This is a genomic window from Pseudomonas sp. GM21, from assembly GCF_000282215.1.
Taxonomy (GTDB): Bacteria; Pseudomonadota; Gammaproteobacteria; order Pseudomonadales; family Pseudomonadaceae; genus Aquipseudomonas.
Genome location: NZ_AKJS01000172.1, coordinates 1 through 24,064, shown reverse-complemented (window position 1 = coordinate 24,064; position 24,064 = coordinate 1). Strand labels below are relative to the sequence as shown.

Below are 24,064 nucleotides of genomic sequence, written 5' to 3'. Positions count from 1 at the left end.
GCAGCCTCGCAGGCTCGGCAGCTGCTACAGACCGCGTTATTTCAGCGCCGGGTCGCCGATGTTCATTTTCTTCCAGGCCTGCAACAGCACCTGCGCTTTCGGTTCCTGCCCATTGCCCAGGTAGTACTGGATCAACGCCAGCCGCGCATTGCGGTTGACCGGCTGCACTTTGAGCAAGCGCTCCAGCACTTCGCAGGCTTCTTCAACCTTGCCGCTGTCATGCAACGCCACCGCCAGCACGTAGCTGTACTGGCCGTTTTGCGGTTCCAGCTGCGCGGCTTTGCGTAATGCCGACATAGCCTGGTCCGATTTGCCTGCACGTACCAGCGACAAACCTTGGGTGTACTGCAACAGTGCGGCGTCCGGGTGGTCTTTCACACCTTGTGCCAGTAGCGCCTGCGCCTCCTGGCGTTGGCCATTGGCTTCCAGCCATTGCACCAGCGACACCAGCGCCGGGTAGAAGTCCGGATCGCGCTTGAGGGCCGTACGCAGGTACTTTTCGACCTCGTCATTGCGGCCACTGGCCTGATAGAACATGCCCAGGTTGAGGTTGGCTTCGGCCCGTTCCAGCAGGCTCATCTGGGCCGCTTCGTACTCGGCGATGGCCGCGTTCCAGCTCGCCTGGGCGCTGCCCAATCCCGTGCCGGCGACACCCAACAGATCCCGAGCAGCGGCGATCCGTACAGCCATTACCGGGTCGGTCAACAAAGGCGACAACAGCGGCGCGCGTTCGGGGGGCGGCAGGAACGCGCTGATGGCCCTCACGGCACTTTCACGCACCTGTGGCGCCGGGTTGCTCAAGTCCTTGGTGGCCAGATTCAACGCTTGCTCGCTTGGGTACAGCTGCAATTCGGCGAGCAAGGTGGCCCGTTGAATCGCCGGCAAGTTGCTGCGTTGCAGTTGCTCATACAACGCTTGTGCGGCACCGGGCTGGCCGTTTCGAACCAGCCACAGACTTTCGTCATAGCGCGAGGCCTGTGCGGTGGGGGCGCCGCTCCACAGTTTGAACTGCTCGGTGACCTTGTCGCCGTCCTTGCCCGTGTGGCAAGTGAGACAGGCATCCGGCGTGCCCAGTTTTTTCGCCCGTTCCGGGTTGGGAATGCTGAAACTGTGGTCATGCCGGAAGTCGTTACCCATGTAGAACTTGCCAGGCATATGGCAATCCACGCACTGCGAACCCGGTTGGCCCATGGTGTGGCGAGTGTGTTCGACAGCGTCGTAGTTTTTCGCTTGCAGGCCTTTGCCATTGACACCTTCCACCGACGTTTTGCCCGCCGTGTTGTGGCATTGCAGGCAAACGCCGTTGCCCGGCGCCTTGAGCTCGTTGCTGTGCGGGTTATGGCAGTTGCTGCAGCGCACACCTTTGTCGAACATTTTGCTTTGGGCAAAGGAGCCGTGTTCAAACACTTCGTCCTTGATCTTGCCGTCCAGCGCATACAACTCGCGGGTCAGGGCGCTTGGCAGGTAGTCATCCATCAGGCGTTTGCCGGGGGTGTAGCCATCGCTCAGCGGTGCGCGCCGCGAATGGCAGCGGGCACAGGTTTCCAGTTCCACCGTTGCGTTCTTGTCCTTGAGGTCGATGGCAAAACCGGCATGAATCAAATCACCTTTTTTCGCCGTCCATTCCAGGTGATTGGAGGCTGGACCGTGGCACGCCTGGCAGCCGACACCGAGGCTGTTCCATTGGCTGTCGAAGGTGTTTTTGGCGGCATCGAAATTGCGTTTGTAGCCCGTGGTGTGGCACTCGACGCACATGAAATTGGCGTTCTGGCTCGGTTTGCTCCAGTGCAGCGGGTTCTTGAAGTTCACGCCCTGGCCCGCATAGAGGTGGAACCAGCGGTGTTTTTCGGTATCCCAGGCCACGCCCAATGGTTGCAAGCGACCTTCGCCGACCTCGATCAGGTATTGCTGCAACGGTGCGATGCCAAAGGTGTAAGCCACTTTGAAGTCGGCGTTCTTGCCGTCGATACCCGGTGTGTTGACCCAGAATGCATCGCCCTTGCGCGAGAAAACGGTGGTTTCGTTTTCGCCTTTGAAGGTGACGTTATTGAAGTCGCCCAGCATCGTCTCGGCATTCGCTTCCTGCATCGCCAATTGGTGGTGGGAGCCTTGCCAATCCTTGACCTGCTCACTGTGGCAGCCTTGGCATTGTTGTTCATCGACCATCTTCGCCGGAGCCACTGCAACCGGTTGGGGTTTGGCCGGTTGCGCGGCAGGGGGACTGACGGGCACGGGTTTTAGCGGTGCCGGTGTGCTGCTGAACAGAAACCAGCCGATAGCAATGACCGCCAGCAGCAAGGCACTGATGGTCACGGGAAAAAGGTAACGATTGATCGGGTTCGGTTTCGAATCAGGGTTTACTGCGTTGTTTTTATGCTTCGGCATTACGACTTCCGTAGTCCAGGTGCGTTTGCCTTAAGGCGCGCGATCAATCTGAGTGCAGCTTTGACGGATGCCGGGCATCTGTCAAATGAGGGTCGTGAAAAGGTGGAATCAAGTCATCAACTGAACCCAGGTGGGGGCGAGCAGGCTCGCTCCCTCATTTAGGTCGTGCTCAGCGTTTTTTCGCCTGCGCGCGAATCCGCTCTTCCTGTTCCCGCAGTTCGGGGGTGAACTCGGCCCCGAAATCCTCTGCCTCGAACACCTGGCGAATCTCGATTTCAGCCTCGGTGCCCGGCATCGGGTTGGGGCATCGCTTGACCCAGTCGATCGCTTCCTGTTTCGACTTCACTTGCCATATCCAGTAACCGGCGATCAGTTCCTTGGTTTCGGCAAACGGGCCGTCGATGACGGTGCGTTTTTCCCCGGAAAAACGCACACGCGTGCCTTTGCTGGTGGGGTGCAGGCCTTCGCCGTCGATCATGATGCCGGCCTTGACCAGTTCTTCGTTGTAGTTGCCCATGGCGCGCAGCAGTTCTTCGTTTGGCATCACACCGGCTTCGGAATCCTGGCTGGCTTTGACGATGATCATGAATCGCATGGTGTTATCTCCGTTGGAGGTGGGGGATTCACTACATGGTCGAATGGCGACAGGCCAAATCGACAACACTTCACGATTTGTATCTGGCCATAGGTCGCCGGGCCATTTCGTGGTTAACTTCCAGCTCTTCGAGATTCTTTACCACAACGTTCAGAAGGACTCCGTTCATGGCTCAAGTCACTCTTAAAGGCAACCCGGTTCAAGTCAACGGCCAACTGCCACAAGCCGGTTCCAAGGCGCCAGCCTTTTCCCTGGTTGCCGGCAATCTGTCTGACGTGACCCTGGCGAACTTCGCCGGCAAGCGCAAAGTGCTGAACATCTTCCCAAGCATCGACACCCCGACCTGCGCGACTTCGGTTCGCACGTTCAACGCCCAGGCCAATGATGTCGCCAACACCGTTGTGCTGTGCATCTCCGCTGACCTGCCGTTCGCCCAGGCACGTTTCTGTGGCGCCGAAGGTCTGGAAAACGTGCAGAACCTGTCGACCCTGCGCGGTGCCGAGTTCATCGAGAACTACGGCGTTGCCATCGCTGACGGCCCGCTCAAAGGCCTGACCGCCCGTGCTGTGGTGGTACTGGACGAAAACGACAACGTGCTGCACAGCGAACTGGTCAGCGAAATCGGCCAGGAGCCGAATTACGACGCGGCGCTTTCCGTTCTGAAATAAGCACAGCCTTTACAATTGTTAACGGCCTGGCCCTGTCCAGGCCGTTTTCATTTGTGCTTCAGTGTCTTAGATAGAACTCCTGATACGTAAGCCCAAGGTAAATTGCCGGTAAAGCCGCTTTGCTTAATGCCCGCCAGTGCTTATCGTTCAGCCTCATGTAAAACAAGCCCACGCGCCCAATGGTTGATCATTCAATGCAATCCTCCGCTTCTCGTAGTCCTCGTCGCTGGCTGCTCGGCCTGCTAGTCCTGTTGGTCATCGCTGGCGTGTGCTGGAAATTCTGGCCCACCGGCGCTGCTCACACGGAGGGTGCCGGGCAGAAAGCCGTGGCCGGGCGTGCCGGCAAGGCGGGGGGGATGCGTCCGGGTTTCGGCGGGGCGACCGGCCCGGTGCCGGTGCGTGTGGCGCCTGCGGTCAAGGGTGACTTCCCGCTGTACTACAAGGCACTCGGTACTGTCACCGCGCTCAACACCATCAATGTGCGCAGCCGGGTGGGCGGTGAGCTGATCAAGATATCCTTTGAAGAAGGGCAGATGGTCAAGGCTGGCGATCTGCTGGCTGAAATCGACCCGCGTCCGTACCAGAACGCCTTGCTCCAGGCCGAGGGCACCTTGTTGCAAAATCAGGCGCAACTGAAAAACGCCCAGGTGGATGTCGAGCGTTATCGCGGGCTGTTCAAGGAAGACAGTATCGCCAAGCAAACCCTGGACACCGCCGAAGCGTTGGTCGGTCAGTACCTGGGCACGGTCAAGACCAATCAGGCGGCGGTCAACGACGCCAGGCTCAATCTCGAATTCACCAAGATCCGTGCACCGATTACCGGGCGTGTCGGCCTGCGCCAGCTCGACGTCGGCAACCTGGTCGCCGCCAACGACACCACGGCGCTGGCGATCATCACCCAGACCCAGCCGATCAGCGTCGCCTTCACCTTGCCGGAAAACAGCCTCGACGTGGTGCTGGCCCGCTATCGCACAGGCGCCAAACTGCCCGCCGAAGCCTGGGACCGTAGCGACACCCAATTGCAAGCCACTGGCGTGTTGCAGAGCCTGGACAACCAGATTGACGTCACCACCGGCACCCTGAAATTCAAGGCGCGCTACGAGAATCGCGATCAAGCGCTGTTCCCCAATCAGTTCGTCAACGTCCACTTGCTGGCTGACACCCTCAAGGGTGTGGTGCTCGCACCGTCGGCGGCGATTCAGTTTGGCACCAACGGTACCTTCGTCTATGCGCTGGACGGCGACAAGAAGGTCACGATCCGTCAGTTGAAAGTCGGCGCCAGCGACGGGCTCAACACCGTGGTTACCGAAGGCCTGGCCCCCGGGGACCGTGTGGTGCTGGAAGGCACCGACCGCTTGAAGGAGGGCAGCGAAGTCGAAGTGGTCAATGACCCAAAGGACGTGCCGTCCACCCCGACCGGGCACCTGCAAGGTAAATCGGCGGCGGATTCCACACAGCCGGCGGCCGCCGACAAGGCGAAAAAGGGCGGCGCATGAACATCTCGCGGCTGTTCATCCTTCGCCCGGTCGCCACGACCCTGAGCATGCTGGCCATTGTGTTGGCCGGTTTGATCGCGTATCGCTTGCTGCCGGTGTCGGCGTTGCCTCAGGTCGATTACCCGACCATTCGCGTCATGACGCTCTATCCTGGTGCAAGCCCGGATGTCATGACCAGCGCGGTCACGGCGCCACTGGAGCGTCAGTTCGGGCAAATGCCCGGCCTGACCCAGATGGCGTCGACCAGTTCCGGCGGCGCGTCGGTGCTGACCCTGCGCTTCAGCCTCGACATCAACATGGACGTCGCCGAGCAGCAGGTGCAAGCCGCCATCAACGCGGCGACCAATTTGCTGCCCAAGGACCTGCCGGCGCCACCGGTGTACAACAAGGTCAACCCGGCGGACACCCCGGTGCTGACCCTGGCGATTACCTCGAAAACCATGTTGCTGCCCAAACTCAATGATTTGGTCGACACGCGCATGGCGCAGAAAATCGCCCAGATCAGCGGCGTCGGCATGGTCAGCATTGCCGGTGGCCAGCGTCAGGCGGTGCGGATCAAGGTCAATCCCGAGGCCCTGGCGGCCAACGGTCTGAACCTGTCGGATGTGCGCACACTGATCGGGGCCTCCAACGTCAACCAGCCCAAAGGCAACTTCGATGGCCCCACCCGGGTGTCGATGCTCGACGCAAACGATCAACTGACCTCCCCCAAAGACTACGCCAACCTGATTCTGGCCTACGCCAACGGAGCGCCGTTGCGGCTCAAGGATGTCGCGGAAATCGTCGACGGTGCCGAGAACGAACGTCTGGCGGCATGGGCCAACGAAAACCAGGCGGTGCTGCTGAACATTCAGCGTCAGCCGGGGGCCAACGTCATTGAAGTGGTCGACCGGATCAAGGCGTTGCTGCCGAGCATCACCGACAACCTGCCGGCTGGCCTCGACGTCACCGTACTCACCGACCGCACTCAGACCATTCGTGCCTCGGTGAAAGACGTGCAGCACGAGCTGCTGATCGCCATTGCGTTGGTGGTGATGGTCACGTTCCTGTTTCTACGCCGCGCCAGCGCCACGATCATTCCATCGATTGCCGTGCCTCTGTCGCTGATAGGCACCTTCGGCGTGATGTACCTCGCCGGTTTCTCGGTGAATAACCTGACCCTGATGGCCCTGACCATCGCCACCGGTTTTGTGGTGGACGATGCGATCGTGATGCTGGAGAACATCTCCCGGTTTATTGAAGAAGGGGACAGCCCCCTGAACGCGGCACTCAAGGGCGCCAAGCAGATCGGTTTCACCCTGATTTCCCTGACCCTGTCCCTGATCGCGGTGTTGATTCCGCTGTTGTTCATGGCTGACGTGGTCGGGCGATTGTTCCGCGAGTTCGCGATCACGCTGGCAGTGGCGATTCTGATTTCGCTGGTGGTGTCCCTGACCCTGACGCCGATGATGTGCGCGCGTTTGCTCAAGCGTGAACCCAAGGAAGCAGAGCAGGGTCGTTTCTACCGTGCCAGCGGCGCGTGGATTGACTGGATGATCACCGCCTACGGACGCAAATTGCAGTGGGTGCTCAAGCACCAGCCGCTGACATTGCTGGTGGCGGTCGGCACGCTGGCGTTGACCGTGGTGCTTTACATGGCGGTGCCCAAGGGCTTCTTTCCGGTGCAGGACACCGGGGTGATCCAGGGCATTTCCGAGGCGCCGCAGTCGATTTCCTTCGCGGCGATGAGCGCGCGTCAGCAGGAGCTGGCCAAGGTGATCCTCGCCGACCCGGCGGTGGAAAGCCTGTCGTCCTACATTGGTGTGGACGGTGACAACTCGACGCTGAACAGCGGTCGACTGCTGATCAACCTCAAGTCCCACAGCAACCGCGACCTGAGCGCCACCGAAGTCATTGCCCGCCTGCAACCGGAGCTGGACAAGCTGGTCGGCATCCGCCTGTTCATGCAGCCGGTGCAGGACCTGACCATCGAAGACCGCGTCAGCCGCACGCAATACCAGTTCAGCATGTCGTCGCCAGATGCCGAGTTGCTGAGCCTGTGGAGCAACCGTCTGGTGGAAGCGCTGGTCCAGCGACCTGAACTGACCGATGTAGCCAGCGATTTGCAGGACAAGGGTTTGCAGGTCTATTTGGTGATCGACCGCGATGCCGCTTCACGGGTCGGGGTGTCGGTGGCAAACATCACCGATGCGCTGTACGACGCCTTCGGTCAGCGGCAGATTTCGACCATCTACACCCAGGCCAGCCAGTACCGAGTGGTCCTGCAATCGCAGTCCGGGGAGAAGATCGGCCCCGATGCACTGAATCAGATTCACGTGAAAACCACTGACGGCGGGCAGGTGCGCCTGTCGAGCCTGGCGCACATCGAAGAGCGTCAGGCGCAACTGGCAATCACCCACATCGGCCAGTTCCCGGCGGTGATGATGTCGTTCAACCTGGCACCGGGTGTGGCGCTGGGGCATGCGGTCGAGATCATCGACCAAGTGCAGAAAGACATTGGCATGCCATTGGGTGTGCAGACCCAGTTCCAGGGCGCGGCGGAGGCGTTCCAGGCATCGCTGTCGAGCACCTTGCTGCTGATTCTGGCGGCGGTGGTGACCATGTATATCGTGCTCGGCGTGCTGTACGAGAGCTACATCCACCCGATCACCATTCTCTCGACCTTGCCCTCGGCGGCGGTCGGCGCATTGCTGGCGTTGATCCTGAGCGGCAATGACCTGGGCATGATCGCGATCATCGGCATCATTTTGCTGATCGGTATCGTGAAAAAGAACGCGATCATGATGATCGACTTCGCCCTCGACGCTGAGCGCAATCAGGGCGTGGACCCGGAGACGGCGATCTATCAGGCGGCCCTGCTGCGCTTCCGGCCGATCCTGATGACCACCCTGGCCGCGTTGTTTGGCGCCGTGCCGCTGATGCTGGCCACCGGTTCCGGCGCGGAATTGCGTCAACCGCTGGGGCTGGTGATGGTCGGTGGCTTGCTCCTGAGTCAGGTGCTGACGCTTTTCACAACGCCCGTCATCTACCTGTACTTCGACCGTCTCGGTCGGCGTTGGGGCCACAAGTCTGAAGCCGTGGATGCGGTAGAACAGTCATGAACCTCTCCGGACCTTTCATCAAACGCCCGGTCGCAACAATGTTGCTGAGCCTGGCAATCATGCTGCTGGGCGGCGTGAGCTTCGGCCTGTTGCCGGTGTCGCCGCTGCCGCAGATGGATTTCCCGGTGATCGTGGTGCAGGCCAGCCTGCCCGGTGCGAGCCCGGAAGTCATGGCCTCGACCGTGGCCACGCCGCTGGAGCGATCCTTCGGCACCATCGCCGGGGTCAACACCATGAGCAGCCGCTCCAGCCAGGGCTCGACCCGGGTGATCCTGCAATTTGACCTCGACCGCGATATCAACGGCGCCGCCCGGGAAGTGCAAGCCGCGATCAACGCCTCGCGCAACCTGCTGCCGAGCGGGATGCGCAGCATGCCGACCTACAAAAAGGTCAACCCGTCCCAGGCGCCGATCATGGTGTTGTCGCTGACCTCGGACGTGCTGGAAAAAGGCCAGCTCTACGATCTGGCCTCGACGATCCTGTCCCAGAGCCTGTCGCAAGTGCAGGGCGTGGGCGAAGTGCAGATCGGCGGCAGTTCGTTGCCGGCGGTGCGTATCGAGCTTGAGCCGCAAGCCCTCAATCAGTACGGCGTGGCCCTGGACGACGTGCGCAACACCATCGCCAATGCCAACGTGCGCCGGCCCAAGGGCTCGGTCGAAGACGGCGAACGGTTGTGGCAGGTCCAGGCCAACGATCAACTGGAAAAGGCCAAGGATTACGAGTCGCTGATCATCCACTACAACGGTGGTGCAGCCCTGCGCCTCAAGGATGTGGCCAAGGTCAGCGACGGTGTCGAAGACCGCTACAACAGCGGTTTCTTCAACGACGACTCGGCGGTGTTGCTGGTGATCAACCGGGCGGCCGGCGCCAACATCATCGAGACGGTCAATGAAATCAAGGCACAGTTGCCGGCGTTGCAGGCGGTGCTGCCGGCCAGCGTCAAGCTGAACCTGGCGATGGACCGTTCGCCGGTGATCAAGGCGACCCTGCATGAAGCGGAAATGACCCTGCTGATCGCGGTGACGCTGGTGATTCTGGTGGTGTTCCTGTTCCTCGGTAACTTCCGCGCCTCGCTGATTCCGACGCTGGCGGTGCCGGTGTCGCTGGTGGGCACCTTTGCGGTGATGTACCTCTACGGGTTCTCGCTGAACAACCTGTCGCTGATGGCGCTGATCCTGGCCACCGGGTTGGTGGTCGACGACGCCATCGTGGTGCTGGAGAACATCTCCCGGCACATCGACGAAGGCGTGCCGCCGATGAAAGCCGCGTACCTCGGTGCGCAGGAAGTCGGCTTTACCTTGCTGTCGATGAACGTCTCGCTGGTGGCGGTGTTCCTGTCGATCCTGTTCATGGGCGGGATCATCGAAAGCCTGTTCCGCGAGTTTTCCATCACCCTGGCCGCATCCATCGTGGTCTCGCTGGTGGTCTCGCTGACCCTGACGCCGATGCTCTGCGCCCGTTGGCTGAAGCCGCACACGCCGGGTCAGGAAAACCGTTTGCAGCGCTGGAGTCGGCGCGCCAACGACTGGATGGTGGGCAAATACGCGACCAGCCTCGACTGGGTATTGCGTCATCGTCGTCTGACCTTGCTCAGCCTCTTCGTGACGATTGGCGTGAACATTGCGCTGTATATAGTTGTTCCTAAAACGTTTTTGCCACAGCAGGATACCGGTCAATTGATTGGTTTCGTGCGCGGGGACGACGGTCTGTCGTTCAACGTGATGCAGCCGAAAATGGAAATCTTCCGCCGTGCCGCCCTCAAGGACGACGCGGTGGAGAGCGTTGCGGGGTTCATCGGTGGTACCAACGGCACCAACAATGCCTTCATGCTGGTTCGCCTGAAACCGATCAAGGAGCGCAACATTTCCGCGCAGAAAGTCATCGAACGCTTGCGCAAGGAAATGCCCAAGGTTCCCGGCGCACAGCTGATGCTGATGGCGGACCAGGACCTGCAATTTGGCGGGGGTCGCGAACAGACCTCGTCGCAGTATTCCTACATCCTGCAAAGCGGTGATCTGGGTGCCTTGCGTGAGTGGTACCCGAAAGTGGTCACCGCGCTCAAGGCGTTGCCGGAATTGACGGCGGTTGACGCCCGGGAAGGCCGGGGTGCCCAGCAGGTGACGCTGATTGTCGATCGCGATCAGGCCAAGCGACTGGGGGTGGACATGGCCATGGTCACCTCGGTGCTGAACAACGCCTACAGCCAGCGGCAGATTTCGACGATTTACGACAGCCTCAACCAGTATCAGGTGGTAATGGAAGTCGACCCGAAATACGCCCAGGACCCGATTACGCTCAAGCAAGTACAAGTGATCACTGCCGACGGTGCACGGATTCCGTTGTCGACCATCGCCCATTACGAAGCCAGCCTGGAAAACGATCGGGTCAGCCACGAAGGCCAGTTTGCCTCTGAAAGCCTGTCCTTTGACATGGCCGAAGGGGTGACCGTGGAGCAGGGCACTGCGGCCATCGAACGGGCGATTGCCAAACTCGGCTTGCCCGAAGAAGTGATCGCGAAAATGGCCGGCACCGCCGATGCGTTCGCCGCGATGCAAAAGAGCCAGCCATGGATGATTCTCGGCGCGCTGCTGGCGGTCTATCTGGTGCTGGGTGTGCTGTATGAAAGCTACATCCATCCGTTGACCATCCTGTCGACGTTGCCATCGGCCGGGGTCGGCGCCTTGCTGTCGATCTATGTGTTGGGCGGCGAGTTCAGCCTGATCTCGTTGCTGGGCCTGTTTTTGCTGATCGGCGTGGTGAAGAAAAACGCCATCCTGATGATCGACCTTGCGCTGCAACTCGAACGGCACCAAGGCCTGGTACCGCTGGAGTCGATTCGCAGTGCCTGCTTGCAACGTTTGCGTCCCATTCTGATGACCACCCTGGCAGCGATCCTTGGAGCCCTGCCGTTGCTGCTGAGCCGTGCCGAAGGTGCGGAAATGCGCCAGCCTCTGGGTTTGACCATCATTGGCGGGCTGATCTTCAGCCAGGTGTTGACCCTTTACACCACTCCGGTGGTTTACCTCTATCTCGACAACCTGCGCCATCGTTTCAATAAATGGCGTGGGGTGCGCACTGATGTTGCTCTGGAAACTCCGCTATGACTGACCGTTCGCTTACCCATCTGGCCGTCCCGCTGGCCGCCGTACGAGGCCCGCGCCTGCTGAGCCTGGCGCTGTGCGTGGCGATGCTCAGCGCTTGCGCTGTCGGCCCGGACTATCAGCGCCCGCAAGCGGCCGCGCCGGTGCAATACAAGGAAGCGGCAGGCTGGCGTCAGGCGAGCCCGAGTGATTCCCTGGCGCGCGGTGCCTGGTGGGAGTTGTATGGCGATCAGCAGCTCAACGGCCTGATCGAACTACTGAACCGGTCCAACCAGACTGTCGCCCAGTCCGAGGCGCAATACCGTCAGGCCCAGGCGTTGGTGCGCAGTGCGCGTGGGGCGTTTTTCCCCACGGTGGATTTGACCGTCGGCAAAAACCGCTCCAGCCAGGGCACCGGCAGCAGCAGTTCGAGCCTGACCAGTTCCTCCAGCGGTATTCGTGACACTTACACTGCCCAGGCCGGGGTCAGTTGGGAAGCGGATGTGTGGGGCAAATTGCGCCGTGGCCTTGAAGCCGACACCGCCAACGCCCAGGCAAGCTTTGCCGACCTGGCCGCGATGCGTTTGAGTCAGCAGTCCGAACTGGTGCAGAACTACCTGCAATTGCGCGTGATCGACGGACAGAAACGCTTGCTGGAAGCGACGGTCGTGGCCTATCAGCGCTCGCTGACCATGACCGAAAACCAATACCGCGCCGGTGTTTCCGGGCGAGACGCGGTGGCCCAGGCGCAGACTCAACTCAAAAGCACCCAGGCCGACATGGTTGACCTGATCTGGCAGCGTGCCCAGTTCGAGAACGCCATCGCCGTGTTGATCGGGCTGCCCCCGGCCGAGTTCAGCCTGGCGGAAACCAACACCATCCCGACCTTGCCCGAAGTGCCGGTGGGTCTGCCTTCGCAATTGTTGGAGCGTCGTCCGGACATCGCCTCCGCCGAGCGTTCGGTGATGGCGGCCAACGCCAACATTGGCGTGGCCAAGGCCGCCTATTACCCGGATTTCACCTTGAGCCTGAACGGCGGATATAGCAGCAGCAGCTCGTCCAACTGGATCAGCGTGCCCAACCGCTTCTGGTCGGTCGGGCCACAACTGGCCATGACCTTGTTTGATGGCGGCCAGCGCTCGGCAGAAGTCGATCGCAGCGAAGCGGCTTACGATGAGACGGTGGCCAAGTACCGCCAGACCGTGCTCGACGGTTTCCGTGAAGTGGAAAACTACCTGGTGCAGCTCAAGGTGCTGGAAGACGAAGCCGGCGTGCGCCAGGAAGCACTGGACGCCGCACGTATCTCGTTGCGCCTGACCCAGAACCAGTACAAGGCCGGTTTGATTGCGTATCTGGATGTGGTGGTGGTCCAGGCCACGGCGTTGAGTAACGAACGCAACGTGCTGGATCTTCAGCAGAGCCGGTTGATTGCCAGTGTGCAATTGATCGCCGCGCTGGGTGGCGGCTGGGACGGTGCCCTGTAGCAGCTGACGAGCAGCGCGAGGCAGCGTTCGGCAGCGAAGCTGTCGTGAAATCAGGCGACTTGGTCTTTCAGGAGGACCGCGTTTTCAGGTTTTTACGCCTGCTGCGCAGCCGAACGCAGCCTCGCGCTGCTCGGCAGCTGCTACACGGGAATGTGCTGGTCGCAGGGGATCAAACAAGCGTTTCATCGGCTTGATGGCGTTTTGGTTATTTTGTCAGTGCGTTCCTCAGCGCAATCAGTACAATCGCCGGCATTTGCCCCCTGAGAAAGGACGCAGTACGGCGGGCGCTCGTGAGAAGTCTCATGCTGATCGGTAGCTATTCACCCACCCTGGTTATCATTTCACTCTGTGTCGCGATTCTCGCCTCCTATACCGCGCTCGACCTGACCGGACGTATTGCCACGGCCAAAGGCCGGGCGGTGCATTTGTGGACGGCGGGTGGCGCCCTTGCCATGGGCATTGGCGTGTGGTCGATGCACTTCATCGGCATGCTCGCATTCAAATTGCCGATGGACCTGGGGTACGACCTCACCATCACGTTGCTATCGCTGCTGACCGCAATCCTCTCCTGCGGCTTTGCGCTGTGGTTGGTCAGCCAGCCACGGCTGCCGGCCTGGCAATTGGTGTTTGGCGCGCTGGTGATGGGCGCCGGGATCAGTGCGATGCATTACACCGGCATGGCCGCCCTGCGCATGCAGCCGGGTATCGATTACGACCCGACGCTGTTCGGCACCTCGCTGCTGATAGCGGTGGGCGCATCGGGTGCGGCACTCTGGATCGCCTTCCGCCTGCGACAGCACTCGCCTCATGTCACCCTGTTCCGCTGCGGTGCTGCAGTGATCATGGGCATCGCCATTGTCGGCATGCACTACACCGGTATGGCGGCTGCGCGCTTCCCGGACGGCAGTTTCTGTGGGGCGGTGGTCAGCGGCTTGAGCGGCAAAGGCCTGGACAATCTGGTGCTGATCACCACGCTGGCGGTGCTGAGCATCGCCTTGCTGACGTCAGTGCTCGATGCGCGTCTGGAAGCACGTACCGCTGACCTCGCGCGCTCGCTGACCGAGGCCAACCGCGAACTGACCCAACTGGCCTTGCACGATCCCCTGACCGGTTTGCCCAATCGCGTGTTGCTGGCCGATCGCATCGAACAGGCAATGTCCAATGTGCAGGAACAGGGCGGCTGTTTTGCGCTGATGTTCATCGATCTGGACGGTTTCAAACCGGTCAATGACGCCTTTGGCCACCACATGGGCGACCAGTTGTTGCGTGAAGTCGCGGTGCGCCTGCGAGAGGATTTGCGCTGTCAAGACACGTTGGCGCGCATCGGGGGGGATGAGTTTGTCCTGCTGGTGCGGCTCGCCGAGCCGGATGACGCGCTGGGCCTGGCGGCGCGTCAGGTCGGTTTGATTGCTCGCTCGTTCCGGGTGACTGAACATGACTTGCAGATTTCCGCCAGCGTCGGCATCGCGCTGTACCCAGGCAATGGACAGACTGCCCAAGACCTCCTGATGAACGCTGACGCTGCGATGTACCACGCCAAGGGTTCCGGGAAAAACGGCTACAGCTTCTTCGACGCCTCGATGAACAGCAACGCGCGCAGGCAGCTGCAATTGCTGCAAGACCTGCGCAATGCGCTCGATCAGGACCAGTTCAGTCTCTATTACCAGCCCAAGTTCGATGCGAATAATGGCCGCCCGGTAGGCGCCGAAGCGCTGCTGCGTTGGGAGCACCCGACGCGGGGCATGATGCTGCCGGACACGTTTATCGACATCGCGGAAAAAACCGGGCTGATCATTCCTATCGGCGAGTGGGTGCTCAACGAAGCCTGCCGGCAGATGCGCGAATGGTATGCGCAGGGCTACACCGATTGGCGGATCGCGGTGAACCTCTCGGCGTTGCAGTTTTGCCATGCCGGTCTGGTTAAAAGCGTGGCCAAGGCCCTGAGCACCCATCGGCTGCCGGCCAACAGCCTGACCCTGGAAATCACCGAAACCACCGCCATGAACGATGCCGATGCAAGCATGACAGTGCTGCAGGAACTCTCGGCCATGGGCGTCGACCTGTCCATTGATGACTTCGGGACGGGCTATTCGAGCTTGATGTACCTCAAGCGCCTGCCGGCCAATGAGTTGAAGATCGACCGGGGGTTCGTTCGCGACCTGGAACACGACAGCGACGACGCCGCCATTGTCTCGGCAATCGTCGCACTGGGTCAGGCGCTGGGCTTGCGAATCGTCGCCGAAGGCGTCGAAACCGGTGTGCAGCAGGACTTCCTGACCAAACTGGGGTGTGATTCATTGCAGGGTTATCTGCTGGGGCACCCACTGCCGGCCGCGCGTTTCATGGTGGACATCCATCGCGCAGAACAATTGGCGACAGCCTGAAGATCCCGCCGGACTCCGTAGAAGCTGCCGAGCAACGCGAGGCTGCGTCCGGCAGCGAAGCTGTCGTGAAATCAGACGGCCTGATAATTCAGACAGACCGCGTGTGGCAGGTTTTACGACTGCTTCGCAGCCGAACGCAGCCTTGCAAGCTCGACAGCTGCTACGGCGGACCGTGGTGCGCAGGGTGTTAGTCGTAACAGTTGATGTGTGTCCATGCAAAAGCCGGCAATGGCAGTTATTCTTGACCCAGACAGCTTACGCTTGGAATGGGGAATGCTCGTATGGACAAAGTCATCGTCATCACCGGTGGCGGCCGCGGTATTGGTGCCGCCACCGCCTTGTTGGCCGCCGAACGGGGTTATCGGATCTGTATCAACTACCAGTCTGACGAGTCCGCCGCGCAAAGTGTGCTGGATCAAGTTCGTGCAATGGGCGCTCAAGCCATCGCAGTGCGCGCCGATGTCAGCATCGAAGATGAAGTGATTGCGCTGTTCCACCGCGTGGACACCGAGTTGGGGAGGGTAACGGCGCTGGTGAACAACGCCGGCACCGTCGGGCACAAGTCCCGGGTCGATGAAATGTCTGAATTCCGCATTCTCAAAATCCTCAAAACCAACGTCCTGGCGCCGATTCTCTGTGCCAAGCACGCGATCCTGCGCATGTCGCCCAAGCACGGCGGGCAGGGTGGCAGCATTGTCAACGTGTCGTCAGTGGCCTCGCGTTTGGGCTCGCCCAATGAGTACGTGGATTACGCCGCGTCCAAAGGTGCGCTGGACAGCTTTACCATCGGCCTGTCCAAGGAAGTGGCGGGCGAGGGCATTCGCGTCAACGCTGTGCGACCGGGATTTATTTTCACCGACTTCCATGCGCTGAGCGGGGATCCGGACCGGGTCAGCAAGCTTGAGTCGGCAATACCAATGGCGCGCGGCGGGCGGCCGGATGAAGTGGCGGAGGCGATTGTATGGTTGCTGTCGGACAAGGCTTCCTATGCGACCGGGACTTTCGTGGATCTGGGTGGTGGCCGTTAATCGCAGCTCGTTCCCACGCTCCGCGTGGGAATGAATCCCGTGACGCTTTGCGTCACTCTCCAGAGCCGAACGCGGAGCGTCCGAAGCGGCATTCCCACGCATAGCGTGGGACCGATTGGGGTCAGAACGACCGCACAATCCGCCCCAACGTCTCCATCGCCTTCTCCGAATCTTCGGTCCACGGGCTGCCGTAATTCAACCGAATACAGTTGCGAAACCGCTGGGTCGGCGAAAAGATCGGCCCCGGCGCGATGCTGATACCTTGGGCCAACGCCATCTGGAACAGCTTCAGCGAATCCATCTGCGCGGGCAGTTCCAGCCACAAAAAGTAGCCGCCGGCCGGTTGGCTGACGCGGGTCTGTGCCGGGAAATAGCGGGCGATGGCCGCGAGCATGGCGCTTTGTTGTTCTTCGAGGGCGTAACGCAGTTTGCGCAGGTGGCGGTCGTAACCGCCGTGTTGCAGGTAATCGGCGATGGCCGCTTGCGCCGGCATCGAGGCGCAGAGTGAGGTCATGAGTTTCAGGCGTTCGATCTTCTGCGCGTAACGTCCGGCAGCGACCCAGCCGATGCGATAACCAGGGGCCAGGCTCTTGGCGAACGAACCGCAGTGCATCACCAACCCTTCGGTATCAAACGCTTTGGCCGGTTTCGGCGCCTGTTGACCGTAATACAGCTCGGCGTAGACGTCGTCTTCGATCAGCGGCACTTGATGGTGGCGCAGCAATTCCACCAGTGCCTGCTTCTTTGCCTCGGGCATGGTTGCGCCCATCGGGTTCTGGAAACTGGTCATGCACCAAACGACTTTGATCGGGTGACGCTCCAGCGTCTGGGCCAGCACTCCCAGGTCAATGCCATCCCGAGGGTGCACCGGGATTTCCACGGCCTTGAGTTTCAGCCGTTCCAGAATTTGCAGGCAGGCGTAAAACGCGGGCGCTTCAATGGCCACCAGGTCGCCGGGTTGCGTGACTGCTTGCAGGCACAGGTTCAAGGCTTCCAGGGCACCGTTGGTGATCAGCAGCTCCTCCATCGGCAGCATCAGCCCGCCGACCATGTAGCGCAGGGCGATTTGCCGACGCAATTGCGGGTTGCCCGGCGACAGGTCGGTGACGACCATGCGCGGGTCCATGTCCCGGGTCGCGCTGAACAGCGAGCGCGACAGGCGCTGCAACGGGAACAGGATCGGGCTGGGGAAAGCCGAGCCGAACGGGACGGTGTTCGGGTCCTTGATCGAGTCGAGCACCGAAAACACCAGTTCGCTAACGTCGACTTCAGTGGATTCATTGACCTGGCTGCTGATCACCGGCTCCGAAAACGGGCTCGGAGCATGCACGTTGACGAAGTAGCCGGAGCGCGGCCGGGCGCGGATCAGGCCGCGGCGTTCGAGCAGGTAGTAGGCCTGAAACACCGTGGACGGGCTCACGCCATAGGTCTGACTGGCGTAGCGCACCGATGGCACGCGCTGGCCGGGCCCGAGGACGCCGGAGCGGATCAGTTCAGCGATGTCGTCGGCGAATTTTTCGTAGCGTTTCATCGAGTGCCTGGATTTGATTTCAGTCAGAAAATCGAGGTGACTTCTTCGCGAGCAGGCTCGCTCCCACAGGTATTGCGGTGTCCTTGTGGGAGCGAGCCTGCTCGCGAATGGCGCCACTGCAGTCTAAGGGATCAGCGATTCATCGGCGCAACAAACCGGCTCTTGGCCTCGCTGTAAATCTCAGGCTCATCGCTGTCGACAATCCTGAACGTGATCGTCTGCGAACTGCTGCTTGGTCGTTCCGTAGTCATCGCCACCGACAGCGGCACATCGACAATCTCACCGGGGGCCAGGCTCAGCTGTGTCTTGCCTTGCAACTGGAAGCCGTCGCCCTCCACCAGGCTCAAACGATAGTCCTGGCGCAGCTGGGTTTTGTTGATGACCTTGAGGCTGTAGATGTTTTCGATCTGGCCCTGACTGTTCTCCCGGAAGAGGCCACGGTCCTTGCTCACGTCCAGCGACACCATGGGGCGCTCTACCAGTGCGAGGGCGAGGGCACCGATCATCAGCAGCAACACAGCGGTGTAACCGATCAGCCGTGGCCGCAGCAGGTGCGTCTTGCCACCCTGCAATTGATGCTCCGAGGTGTAGCTGATCAGCCCACGGGCATAGCCCATTTTGTCCATGATCGAATCACAGGCGTCGATGCACGCGGCGCAGCCGATGCACTCCATTTGCAAGCCGTCGCGGATGTCGATGCCGGTCGGGCAGACCTGCACGCACAGCTGACAGTCGATGCAATCACCCAGGCCGACTTGCGCCGGCTTCACTTCGCGTTTGCGCGCGCCACGGTTTTCGCCACGGGCCGCGTCATAGGAAATGGTCAGGGTGTCTTTGTCGAACATCACGCTCTGGAAACGTGCATAGGGGCACATGTGCATGCACACCGCCTCGCGCAGCCAGCCGGCGTTGATGTACGTGGCACCGGTGAAGAACAGTACCCAGTACAGGCTGACACCGCCCATTTGCCAGGTCAGCAGCTCTTCGGCCAATGGCCGGATCGGGGTGAAATAGCCGACGAAGGTCAGCCCGGTGAGCAGGCTGATCGCCAGCCACAGCGTGTGCTTAGCGGAGCGGCGCAGCAGTTTGTTCAAGCCCCACGGCGCGGCTTGCAGCTTGATGCGCTGGTTGCGTTCGCCTTCGGTGATTTTCTCGCACCACATGAAGATCCAGGTCCAGGAGCTCTGCGGGCAGGTGTAACCGCACCAGACTCTGCCTGCGAACACGGTGATCGCAAACAGACCGAACGCGGCGATGATCAACAGCGCCGACAGCAGGATGAAGTCCTGCGGCCAGAAGGTCGCGCCGAAGATGTGGAATTTACTTTCGGAAAGGTCCCAGAGCACCGCCTGGCGGTCGCCCCAATTCAGCCACACCGTGCCGAAGAACAGCAAAAACAGAAATCCCGCTCCGCTCAAACGCAAGGTGCGGAACAGGCCGGTGAAGCTGCGGGTGTGGATCAGGTTGTCGCTGGACTTGGCCTTCATCTTTGGACGCGAAGGCTCAAAAGTCTGTACCGCTGGGGTGCTTTCAACTAATCGGACGGGGATTCTATCGCTCATGGTCTGTCGCTCATCAGCCTCCATCAGGCCAGCGCACTATGAGCGTCGATCTGTTTGCATAACAGACTCAGGTATTGCAATAAAAAGCGGATCAGATGAACGTTGATCCGCCGCCTGCGACAACTTGAAGCACCTGCTCTGACAGTACGCAAACGCCTGTGGCACGCCTGCGCAGGTGTGATTGAGCAGTGTCAGTCAAATGACCGAACCACTGTCCGTCGCCTTCAAATGCCGGCGACCGTCCACCGCGCCTGCTACGGTCAATGCATCCGCTTCTGCTTCAGTGATGTAGATACGCTGGCCATCGAGTTCTACCGCCGACATGGCCTTTTCGGCGTCGGTGAAGATGGTGACGTCGGGGCACAGGCGAATTTCTTCGCCGTTTTCGGTGATGAAAAAGCAGGTCTCGTTTTCGATGCGCACAGTCATGATGAGGTCCTTTTTTTTGGCGAGTACGTAAACCTTAGGGCGCAATCGACGGCCATCGTTCGGTGCAACCGATTAATGGTCGGCGCGGTCCACCCTTTAACAACACGCATAAGGACAACAGCATGAACGCCTGGTGGCATGAGGTCTGGGTGACGCTGCAATCGGAGTTCGCCGACATCGGTGATGCTTCCCAATTGACGCGCATTACCGTGCGCCTGCTGATGGCGGCGGTGCTGGGTGGCATCCTCGGTTTCGAGCGCGAGCAAAAGGGCAAAGCCGCCGGGGTCCGCACCCACATGCTGGTGGCGTTGGGGGCGGCACTGTTCGTGCTGGTGCCGCAGATGTCCGGTGCTCAAGCCGACGCCATGAGCCGGGTGGTGCAGGGCGTCATCGCCGGGATCGGTTTCCTCGGCGCGGGGACTATTCTGAAAAATGCCGACGGCGATGAGGCCCACGTCAAAGGCCTGACCACCGCCGCCGGGTTATGGATGACCGCCGCCATTGGCGTGTCGGCCGGGCTGGGGCGGGAGGCGACGGCCGTGGTCAGTACGCTGCTGGCGTTGGCTATTTTCAGTGTGATGCCCAGAATCGTGCGGGTTTTCGAGAAGGACAAACTGGACAATTAGAAGTTGCCAGATGCACGGATAAAAGCGTCATCCAGATTTTCTGCACCCAAGTAATCGATATACTTATCGCCGTGAGTAAACTGTTTGAAATTATGGTTGTTAAACATATAAAAACGATCACAGTTGTACACAATTTGTTCGGTGTTGTGGGATGAAACTAACACTGCTACTCCCTCTTTGGCTGCTCCGTGCAAGCAGTTCCAAATGTACGGCGATGGCAGCACCGCCGCGCAGCGGTGCAGGGCGCGAGAGTCGCGAGATTCGCGACTCATTGAGCGAAATTTGTAGAAAACAGGGTGTTTACTAAAGGCTTGTCTGTCAGCGCCACGCAGCCGGATAGAGTTCCAGTGACATTTCTTCAAGCTCGCTGTTTGTCCGAGCCTGTCTTTTTATGTAAGTGTTCATCATGCTACTCAGTATCTCCGTGCAGGAGAACGCTCTACCGATACCCAAGAGTCGGGATTGCCAATCGTTCGCTGTGGCATCATCGATCAGTGAAGGATCCAGTGTTCGGGCTTCGTTCAGCAGCGCAGACGCGTAGAGTCGCACGGCGGGAGGGGACTCAGTCTCGGTACCGAACAAAGCGCTGGAGCTGTAGCGTGTAAACATACTCGACAGGCACAGCATCAGGGCGGCGCGATTGGGGCCGGTATCTTGAAGTCCGAGACCGACGACGGCTTGGCACAGTTGCTCCTGGTGCTCAGGTCGCAAGTGCCTGGACTCGTGTTGTGGATTATGTACATCGCCTTGGGCTACCTGCCAATGGGCAGCAAAGGCATCGTAGAGCTCATCCTGTTGTTGGGGAGTCACTAGCTTGTTCTTGACAGTGTTACGTTCAAATGCTTCCAGGAACGTGGCTGAATGGGGGGAGTTGCCCAGTACGCGACTGACCAGATTTTTCCCGATTTCACCCCGTGTAACTGCCGCATAGCGCGCGTTCAGGAACGGTTGTATGGCATAGACTTCCTTCAGGTTACCGAAATCGGCGGGTTCAAACGACTCGGTCTCAGCGTTGCGCGTGAAGAGGTAAGCGCTATTCCAAGGGATGACCTTGTGGTGAGTGAACACGATCTTTTCGAATAGCTCGGGCTCAAGGGCCAACACTTGCTCACCATTACCGGAAGTAAAGATATAGGTCACTTTGGACAAGTTTTCTTCTATTGCGTCACATGCCGAGGCCGCCTCCTTGATCGATGGTGTGTTCAGATAGGTGGTGCGTAGTTTCTCGGCGGATTGATGCAGGTCTGCCCGATTCGACGCCAGGTTCGCGGATAAGAGCAATTGATTGACGGCTACCTGGTATCGGTGCTCTGACCAATCAGCATCCGGCGCACTGGCGTTGAGCAGGTTAAACACCGTGGCCAGATCTACTTCGTCCGGACGAAGGAGCTCTTGGTTTTTGCTTTCCATCCAATGCGGCAGCAATTGAGTTTGAATAAACCGGGCGATGACCGGGTCCTTGGTATAGGAGGGCTCTTTCAGTAATACATCCGCCAGTGAGTTCCTGCTTCCGACAGGTAAATCACCCTCCAGAGGGAGCAGCCTTTCAATCACTGATCTCATTAAGGCGTTTCTTTGTTCTTCGTGCCTTGGATTAATGCTATTGATTGATAAAAGCAGGCCTTCATTGTAGTGGCTAAGGTGATTGATGTGATGGTCAATCTCCCTGACCACCTCATCCAAAAAATCTGGAGCCAATGAAATTGTTGTGCCAGTCAGATCGGTGTTGGAAAAATTTACGTGGTTAATACGAATGCTACTCAGGTCGGCTCGTGAAAAATCGCTGCCTGAGAAGTTGACCCTGTCTAGGTTTGCTCCAGTTAACTTGGCGTCGGTATAATTTACACGCTGAGAGTCAATTGAGCATAGTTCGATGTCTATTAGCTTTGCTCCGGAAAAGTCACTGTCGTTGATGCTTGTGTTCAATAGCGTTGAATTCTTCCATGTGCTGCCGCTGCATTGCAAATGATGCTGGGGTAGATTTTCGTGGTGTTCAATGTTGGAGTGGCTTAAGTTTATATTGTCAAGGTTTGCGTTTTTTAAATTTGCTGATCTCAAGTCTGCCATACAGAAAGTACATGAGCGAAGCATTATGGCTTTGGTCGTGGCTGGGATTGTATTGAGAACTTCGACTGCAGCTCGTCCTTCAGGTGGAGAGCATTCAGGGAGTGTTGATATTAGCAGTTTGACAAGCTCGTTATCGAGTTGCCATGGAAGTTCTGTGAATGATTCGGAGCATCCCAGATTTTCACATAGTGAGTAATCTGAAATTTTAGTTGATTCGTTGAGAGCATGGGCCGCGGAAGGAATAAGTGCTGAAATGCCACGAATTTTCAGGATGGATAGCCCGGTGCACAGATCATTAAGTACGCATATTTGTTCAGGCGTTGGTTTTTTTTCCGTATGAGCTAAAAATAGCTCGGAGATTTTTTCATCGAAACTGATTGGGGCCAGGCGAATTTGCGGGGCTGCTGGAGGAGTGGCAGGTAGAGCGGAAACGCCTTGTTTGAGGCTGGATTGATTTTGTTGAGGTTTCAACGCTTCTTTTACAAGGTATAGTGCGTCGCCAATTGAAATTTTTTCTCTGGTGCCGCCGAAATAATGACTCGCCCCTTGCTCCTCTGTTCGGTAGCGACTCTGGTTGACCAAGTGTTTTAATCCTTCGGGTGTGGTTGTTAAGTCGTGGCCCTTCAATTTGAGTATGTCGCCTTTGTTCTGCAGGTTTTGCAGATTCTGACTTAGTCGAGTTAGCGATTCTTTCGATTCGTGTTTTATCTGGCTGTTAATTGTTTGGTGGACGTAAACTTTAGGCATGCTGTGTTTGTCAATTTATTGGCAGGGCTATTAAAATAAAGAGTATTGAGGGGGCTGGGCTTTCAAAAAACGCGCAAATTTCTCTGCAGGGCATGCGCGAATGATATGAAAATCTCCGTCGTTAACTTCAGCAGATGACGTTAGGTTTGTCCTGAAAAGGTTCCTGGCACGGGGCAATTAATCACCCTGCTTGGTTGGTAGGCTGATGCAGCGCTTAAAATCACACGATAAAAAAACGGTGATAAGGTTGTCTTACTTTGCGATCTTTGAATGATTTAAAATTTTCTCGACTGAGGTAATGGATACAGGGTTTTCTCGCGGCAGGTCATGATTATTCGTGCCTTGATGAATTTAACTCCATCTTGTAAATAAATTACTTTTAGGTAAGTGACATTAAAGGTTTGGTTTTTTGTGTTCGGGATTGCACGTTTTGGTTTTTTTGGGGCGCTGTTATCTGGTCATACGTCAGGGTTTCCGACGAATGGTTGGTTTATGTTTATCCAAAGGACTATCACGAAACAGAAGAGAACCAGCGATATCTTTTGCTTCTTCCATTGTTCGCTTTGGTGCTCCCACGATCCGCATTTCGAAGAGACGTTTTGGGATGTTATCGGGTTGTATCTAGATCCACCGGATAAGGCATTGGTGCTCTGTTGCGATGAAAAAGCCAAGTTCAGGCCCTTGAGCGCACACAGCCCGGACTCCCTTTGGGAATCGGGCATATCCGCACGCAATCGCACGATTATGTCCGCCATGGTGTTGCCGCTGACCGAAAACTGACCCAGTAAAGGCTGTTCTGCCGACTGAAAACTGACCCAGGTGTTCAACTGTTTCTGCTCAATTTTTGAGCAGGAGAACCCAGGGTGATCAGCATGGAAATG

At 58.7% G+C, this 24,064-nt stretch carries 14 protein-coding genes and 1 pseudogene; 9 read left to right on the top strand and 6 right to left on the bottom strand.

The window, feature by feature from the left end; translation table 11 throughout:
- Window positions 1-36: 36 nt before the first annotated feature.
- Entirely contained in the window at window positions 37-2,385 is a 2,349-nt protein-coding gene (locus tag PMI22_RS03305) for a tetratricopeptide repeat protein (RefSeq protein ID WP_007948725.1), read from the bottom strand.
- A 169-nt stretch (window positions 2,386-2,554) separates the two neighbouring features.
- The gene (locus PMI22_RS03310; RefSeq protein ID WP_007948724.1) at window positions 2,555-2,980 is read right to left on the bottom strand and encodes a YciI family protein; all 426 of its coding nucleotides are present in this window, start codon (window positions 2,978-2,980) and stop codon (window positions 2,555-2,557) included.
- A gap of 167 nt (window positions 2,981-3,147) precedes the next feature.
- On the opposite strand from PMI22_RS03310, the gene tpx reads away from it, so the two are divergent.
- The 7 genes from tpx (at window position 3,148) to PMI22_RS03345 (ending at window position 16,221) form a co-directional block, all read left to right on the top strand.
- A complete protein-coding gene (tpx, locus tag PMI22_RS03315; protein ID WP_007948723.1) occupies window positions 3,148-3,648 on the top strand; it encodes a thiol peroxidase in 501 nt (166 codons plus the stop codon).
- Between the two features lie 179 nt (window positions 3,649-3,827).
- The gene (locus tag PMI22_RS03320) at window positions 3,828-5,144 is read left to right on the top strand and encodes an MdtA/MuxA family multidrug efflux RND transporter periplasmic adaptor subunit (protein ID WP_033049713.1); all 1,317 of its coding nucleotides are present in this window, start codon (window positions 3,828-3,830) and stop codon (window positions 5,142-5,144) included.
- Window positions 5,141-8,245, top strand: a complete 3,105-nt coding sequence (locus PMI22_RS03325) for an MdtB/MuxB family multidrug efflux RND transporter permease subunit (protein WP_007948721.1) — start codon at window positions 5,141-5,143, stop codon at window positions 8,243-8,245. The genes PMI22_RS03320 and PMI22_RS03325 overlap by 4 nt, the downstream gene beginning before the upstream one ends.
- Entirely contained in the window at window positions 8,242-11,349 is a 3,108-nt protein-coding gene (locus PMI22_RS03330; RefSeq protein ID WP_007948720.1) for an efflux RND transporter permease subunit, read from the top strand. Before PMI22_RS03325 ends, PMI22_RS03330 begins: the two co-directional genes overlap by 4 nt.
- Window positions 11,346-12,809, top strand: a complete 1,464-nt coding sequence (locus PMI22_RS03335) for an efflux transporter outer membrane subunit (protein WP_007948719.1) — start codon at window positions 11,346-11,348, stop codon at window positions 12,807-12,809. The genes PMI22_RS03330 and PMI22_RS03335 overlap by 4 nt, the downstream gene beginning before the upstream one ends.
- A 302-nt stretch (window positions 12,810-13,111) precedes the next feature.
- Window positions 13,112-15,193 (top strand): putative bifunctional diguanylate cyclase/phosphodiesterase, encoded by a 2,082-nt coding sequence (locus PMI22_RS03340; RefSeq protein WP_007948718.1) that lies wholly within the window; start codon window positions 13,112-13,114, stop codon window positions 15,191-15,193.
- 281 nt (window positions 15,194-15,474) lie between these two features.
- A complete protein-coding gene (locus tag PMI22_RS03345) occupies window positions 15,475-16,221 on the top strand; it encodes an SDR family oxidoreductase (protein ID WP_007948717.1) in 747 nt (248 codons plus the stop codon).
- Window positions 16,222-16,342: 121 nt separating this feature from the next.
- Here the strand turns inward: PMI22_RS03345 and mapR are convergent, their stop codons facing one another.
- The 3 genes from mapR to PMI22_RS03360 form a co-directional block, all read right to left on the bottom strand.
- Window positions 16,343-17,752: a GntR family transcriptional regulator MpaR gene (gene mapR / locus PMI22_RS03350; protein WP_007948716.1), complete on the bottom strand. Its 1,410-nt coding sequence runs from the start codon at window positions 17,750-17,752 to the stop codon at window positions 16,343-16,345.
- A 131-nt stretch (window positions 17,753-17,883) separates the two neighbouring features.
- The gene (gene ccoG, locus PMI22_RS03355; protein ID WP_007948715.1) at window positions 17,884-19,314 is read right to left on the bottom strand and encodes a cytochrome c oxidase accessory protein CcoG; all 1,431 of its coding nucleotides are present in this window, start codon (window positions 19,312-19,314) and stop codon (window positions 17,884-17,886) included.
- A 195-nt stretch (window positions 19,315-19,509) separates the two neighbouring features.
- A complete protein-coding gene (locus tag PMI22_RS03360; RefSeq protein ID WP_007948713.1) occupies window positions 19,510-19,743 on the bottom strand; it encodes a DUF3203 family protein in 234 nt (77 codons plus the stop codon).
- A 122-nt stretch (window positions 19,744-19,865) separates the two neighbouring features.
- On the opposite strand from PMI22_RS03360, the gene PMI22_RS03365 reads away from it, so the two are divergent.
- Window positions 19,866-20,369, top strand: a complete 504-nt coding sequence (locus tag PMI22_RS03365) for an MgtC/SapB family protein (RefSeq protein ID WP_007948712.1) — start codon at window positions 19,866-19,868, stop codon at window positions 20,367-20,369.
- A gap of 318 nt (window positions 20,370-20,687) precedes the next feature.
- Here the strand turns inward: PMI22_RS03365 and PMI22_RS31745 are convergent, their stop codons facing one another.
- The gene (locus tag PMI22_RS31745; RefSeq protein WP_007948709.1) at window positions 20,688-23,183 is read right to left on the bottom strand and encodes a pentapeptide repeat-containing protein; all 2,496 of its coding nucleotides are present in this window, start codon (window positions 23,181-23,183) and stop codon (window positions 20,688-20,690) included.
- A 570-nt stretch (window positions 23,184-23,753) separates the two neighbouring features.
- On the opposite strand from PMI22_RS31745, the pseudogene PMI22_RS30940 reads away from it, so the two are divergent.
- Window positions 23,754-23,941 (top strand): annotated as a pseudogene (locus PMI22_RS30940) (IS630 family transposase); the annotation flags it as partial.
- Window positions 23,942-24,064: the final 123 nt, after the last annotated feature.

Bases quoted from the DNA above. Each gene is read 5' to 3' on its own strand.
- tpx (WP_007948723.1), top strand. From the start codon at position 3,148: ATGGCTCAAGTCACTCTTAAAGGCAACCCGGTTCAAGTCAACGGCCAA.
- PMI22_RS03360 (WP_007948713.1), bottom strand. From the start codon at position 19,743: ATGACTGTGCGCATCGAAAACGAGACCTGCTTTTTCATCACCGAAAAC.
- PMI22_RS03345 (WP_007948717.1), top strand. From the start codon at position 15,475: ATGGACAAAGTCATCGTCATCACCGGTGGCGGCCGCGGTATTGGTGCC.
- PMI22_RS31745 (WP_007948709.1), bottom strand. From the start codon at position 23,183: ATGCCTAAAGTTTACGTCCACCAAACAATTAACAGCCAGATAAAACAC.
- PMI22_RS03335 (WP_007948719.1), top strand. From the start codon at position 11,346: ATGACTGACCGTTCGCTTACCCATCTGGCCGTCCCGCTGGCCGCCGTA.
- PMI22_RS03325 (WP_007948721.1), top strand. From the start codon at position 5,141: ATGAACATCTCGCGGCTGTTCATCCTTCGCCCGGTCGCCACGACCCTG.
- PMI22_RS03310 (WP_007948724.1), bottom strand. From the start codon at position 2,980: ATGCGATTCATGATCATCGTCAAAGCCAGCCAGGATTCCGAAGCCGGT.
- PMI22_RS03320 (WP_033049713.1), top strand. From the start codon at position 3,828: ATGGTTGATCATTCAATGCAATCCTCCGCTTCTCGTAGTCCTCGTCGC.
- PMI22_RS03340 (WP_007948718.1), top strand. From the start codon at position 13,112: ATGCTGATCGGTAGCTATTCACCCACCCTGGTTATCATTTCACTCTGT.
- PMI22_RS03305 (WP_007948725.1), bottom strand. From the start codon at position 2,385: ATGCCGAAGCATAAAAACAACGCAGTAAACCCTGATTCGAAACCGAAC.
- ccoG (WP_007948715.1), bottom strand. From the start codon at position 19,314: ATGAGCGATAGAATCCCCGTCCGATTAGTTGAAAGCACCCCAGCGGTA.
- mapR (WP_007948716.1), bottom strand. From the start codon at position 17,752: ATGAAACGCTACGAAAAATTCGCCGACGACATCGCTGAACTGATCCGC.
- PMI22_RS03365 (WP_007948712.1), top strand. From the start codon at position 19,866: ATGAACGCCTGGTGGCATGAGGTCTGGGTGACGCTGCAATCGGAGTTC.
- PMI22_RS03330 (WP_007948720.1), top strand. From the start codon at position 8,242: ATGAACCTCTCCGGACCTTTCATCAAACGCCCGGTCGCAACAATGTTG.